The 3,492-nt window shown below is 36.0% G+C and carries 4 protein-coding genes; 3 read left to right on the top strand and 1 reads right to left on the bottom strand.

Annotated features, from left to right (window positions below; genetic code table 11):
* Positions 1-102: 102 nt before the first annotated feature.
* Complete coding sequence (locus P20480_RS13035) at positions 103-1,395, bottom strand: NCS2 family permease (protein ID WP_164487214.1); 1,293 nt, start codon at positions 1,393-1,395, stop codon at positions 103-105.
* Positions 1,396-1,514: 119 nt separating this feature from the next.
* On the opposite strand from P20480_RS13035, the gene P20480_RS13040 reads away from it, so the two are divergent.
* The 3 genes from P20480_RS13040 to P20480_RS13050 all read left to right on the top strand — a co-directional run bounded on the left by P20480_RS13040 (position 1,515) and on the right by P20480_RS13050 (position 3,211).
* Positions 1,515-1,970 carry a tetratricopeptide repeat protein gene (locus P20480_RS13040; RefSeq protein ID WP_008128067.1) on the top strand — a complete coding sequence of 152 codons (456 nt, stop codon included), beginning with the start codon at positions 1,515-1,517 and terminating at the stop codon, positions 1,968-1,970.
* A 288-nt stretch (positions 1,971-2,258) separates the two neighbouring features.
* Positions 2,259-2,702: a SulA-like leucine-rich domain-containing protein gene (locus P20480_RS13045; RefSeq protein ID WP_006792358.1), complete on the top strand. Its 444-nt coding sequence runs from the start codon at positions 2,259-2,261 to the stop codon at positions 2,700-2,702.
* Positions 2,703-2,731: 29 nt separating this feature from the next.
* Positions 2,732-3,211: a YchJ family protein gene (locus P20480_RS13050; RefSeq protein ID WP_008128065.1), complete on the top strand. Its 480-nt coding sequence runs from the start codon at positions 2,732-2,734 to the stop codon at positions 3,209-3,211.
* Positions 3,212-3,492 lie beyond the last annotated feature (281 nt).

Here is a 3,492-nt window from a genome sequence, read left to right as displayed (position 1 = left end):
TTTTTTTAGCATTAAATTTTATAACCGAGAGTTTAGCTTCCCCAACAGGGATAAATCACATAACGTCGCTGGTAGTTATATATCAAAACAAAACTTTGTTATTTATGATAAAAACGCGAATTTAACAATAAATAACACGGTTAATATCCATACACTAATTGTTATTTCACTGCGTTTACCACAAAGCAACTTAACCGCCGTATATGAAATAAAACCAAGCGCAATTCCATGCGCAATTGAAAACGTAAGCGGCGTCATTAAAAGCACAACGGCTACTGGAATAGCATCTGTCATATCGTCCCAGTCCACAAATTTTAAGTTTTGTAGCATGAGTACAGCAACATATAAAATTGCGCCCGCTGTTGCATAAGCTGGTACCATATTAGCTAACGGTGCAAAGAACATCATTAGCAAAAAGCAGCAACCAACTACCACTGCAGTTAAACCTGTACGCCCACCAACAGATACACCCGCAACTGACTCTATATAAGATGTGGTTGTTGAGGTACCTAACATTGCACCTGCAATGGTAGCTGAGCTATCGGCACTGAGTGCACGTCCTAAGCGTGGCATGTTTCCTTTTTCATCTGCAAGACCAGCCTTTTGCGTTACAGCTACAAGAGTACCTGACGTGTCAAACAAATCGACAAACAAAAATGCAAAAATAACACTAAGCATTGAAAGTTCTAAAGCAGCAGCAAAATCCCACTGCATAAAAGTAGGTAAAATTGAAGGCGGTGCAGCAATAATTCCTTGGTATTCAACTAAACCTAAACCAAGTGAGATAGCAGTAACCAATAAAATACTGATCAACACTCCACTTTTAAAATCACGATATAACAATGCCGCAATAATAAAAAAGCTAAATATAGCCAGTAACGGTCCCGCAGATGTTATGTCACCCAACTGCACAAATGTAGCGGGGCTTGCCACAATAATGCCTGCATTTTTAAGTGCTATTAAGGCTAAAAATGCGCCAATGCCTGTCGCAATAGCCCGTTTTAAAACTAATGGAATGGCATTTATTATCCATTCTCTAACCTTAAATAAACTTAATAATAAAAATATACAACCCGACATAAATACTGCGCCCAACGCAGCTTCCCAGGTGTATCCCATACCTAATACAACGCCATACGTAAAGAAGGCGTTTAACCCCATGCCAGGTGCTAAAGCTAATGGGTAATTGGCCCATAACCCCATAATAAAACAACCTATTGCAGCAGCAATACAAGTAGCAACAAAAGCAGCACCTTGATCCATTCCCGCTTCTGCTAACATCGCAGGGTTCACGAATACAATGTAAACCATTGTGATAAAAGTAGTCATTCCGGCGATGCATTCTCGTCGAACCGTGGACCCATTTTCGTTAATTTTAAATAAAGCTTCTAACATAATGAACTTACAACAATAAAAAGTAGCGAGATTTTATCATAAAAAGTATATTTTTCAGGACATTTTACCTTGCGATATACTAAACTATTGAAGTAGTTAACTATACCGAATGACAGCATATGATAAAAACCACACCAACAGGTTATGATTTAGAACAACAATTAGACAACATTTTGTCTTTTGTGACACAACCAGGCGATACTAATTCGTCACCTGAAAATGATAGCTCTCAACAAAGTACGCTGAATAAGGCGCTATATTATTTAAAAAATAACCAGCCTGCTTTAGCTGCAAAGTGGATGCGTTTATCGGCAATGTCTGGTGATCACCGAGGGCAATTTTATTTAGGCTTGTTTTTTGTAAAAGGCCAAGGTGTTCCACAAAGTGTATTTCATGGAGTTGCTTGGCTTAGCTTATCGAGTAGCCAGGGTCATGAGCCAGCTACAGTTGCGCTTGCTGATTTAAGAAAATATATAGAAACAAAGCGTTTTAAGGATGCCCAATGTTATGCAGCCAGTTTATATGAACAAATTCATCAATTACAATATGCCCATTTAATCCCCCCTGCCCCTTAGTAAAAGCCCGAAACTTAGCTCGTAAAAGTACTGTATACAGTACAGAGCTATAATTTAAATTTATAAAAAACGTAAGCAAACCTTTTCAACCTGTATAAAAAACACTCACCCACTAACATTCCAATTTAAATAAAAGCGATAAATATCAACAATATAAATATTAAAATACATATCCTTAAAAATAGAATATAAATTTGTATAAAAAAATAGCAAAAAAACACTTGCGCCATAACACTGTATAAACTACTGTATACGTGTACTGTATATAAACCCAGTGAGCGAGATGATATGTTACAGCCAATAACCGTAAGAACAGTAAAAAGCTATCAACAAGACGAACTATCTGATTGTGTTAACGTGATTCAAATTGAAGATGATATATCGGCAACGTTTGAGCTGTTAAAGGTGCTACACCAGTATAATAGTTTAAATGCTTGGACTTTATTAATCGCACCAGATCATGTTCCTAGTAAAGCTTTGCTTGATTCATGTTCAATAGACACAAGTAAACTATTAGTCATTAGGCAAAAACATTTAGTAAATTTAGAATATGTACTGCGTAGCGCACTGCATAATGGTAACTTTGCAGCGGTCATTACATGGACTGATATGTTAAACAATCAGTTATTGAGCAACTTATCGCTTAACTTAAGTAACACAAAAACAAAGTTATACTGTTTTACTAAAAATTCTGACGTACTTGATATACCTTACATACAGCAAGCTTGCTAAAATGATGTTTTAAATCTTATGTAACAATTATGAATTATTTAAATAACAACACTTGCTTTTGTGGAAACCAAAAAAATTACGAAGATTGCTGTGAACCACTGCTATTAGGTGATAAACAAGCAGAAACACCCGAGCAGTTAATGCGCTCTAGGTATACAGCTTACGTACAAAAAAATTCTAAATACGTATACCAAACATATGCAAGTGAAAAGCAAGCTGAAAACCCTGTAAATGAAATTAAAGAATTTGCGACCAGTTGTCGATTTGTAAGCTTATCTGTTATTGAAACAAACAGCGATGAAAATAAAGGGGTCGTTGAGTTTAAAGCTACCTATTTTTATCAAAACCTATATTGTGTGTTACATGAGCGCTCTCAATTTATAAAAGAGCAACACCAGTGGCGATATCTCGATGGTATTATATTTCCGGTCGCTGATATAAAAGTTGGCAGGAATGATGATTGCCCTTGTGGCAGCGCAAAAAAATACAAAAAATGCCATAGCGCGTAATCCCCTCTTTTTAAGTGAAGTACATTATTTACTTCACTCCGTTGCTAATTAAATACTCACATTTAATGCATAGCTTCGTAAATTTATTAAACACAACTTCCTCTATAACTTTTAGGTTTAGTACTACCCCTATTAATTAAGTGGTTAATATTGAAGGAAAAAGTAGTGTTAATAACAATTCAACAGTTAAAGCCCTAAAACGATGTAAAATACTTTGAGCTAGCTCAAAAGAAAAAGCTTGAAGGTAGTCTATAGGCATAAAAAATGGGCCAATGGCCCAT

This window comes from Pseudoalteromonas sp. BSi20480, assembly GCF_000241365.1.
Taxonomy (GTDB): Bacteria; Pseudomonadota; Gammaproteobacteria; order Enterobacterales; family Alteromonadaceae; genus Pseudoalteromonas; species Pseudoalteromonas marina.
Note: the sequence above shows the minus strand (reverse complement) of the source record. Positions and strands in the feature narration are given on the sequence as shown.

Bases quoted from the DNA above. Each gene is read 5' to 3' on its own strand.
- P20480_RS13040 (WP_008128067.1), top strand. From the start codon at position 1,515: ATGATAAAAACCACACCAACAGGTTATGATTTAGAACAACAATTAGAC.
- P20480_RS13045 (WP_006792358.1), top strand. From the start codon at position 2,259: ATGTTACAGCCAATAACCGTAAGAACAGTAAAAAGCTATCAACAAGAC.
- P20480_RS13035 (WP_164487214.1), bottom strand. From the start codon at position 1,395: ATGTTAGAAGCTTTATTTAAAATTAACGAAAATGGGTCCACGGTTCGA.
- P20480_RS13050 (WP_008128065.1), top strand. From the start codon at position 2,732: ATGAATTATTTAAATAACAACACTTGCTTTTGTGGAAACCAAAAAAAT.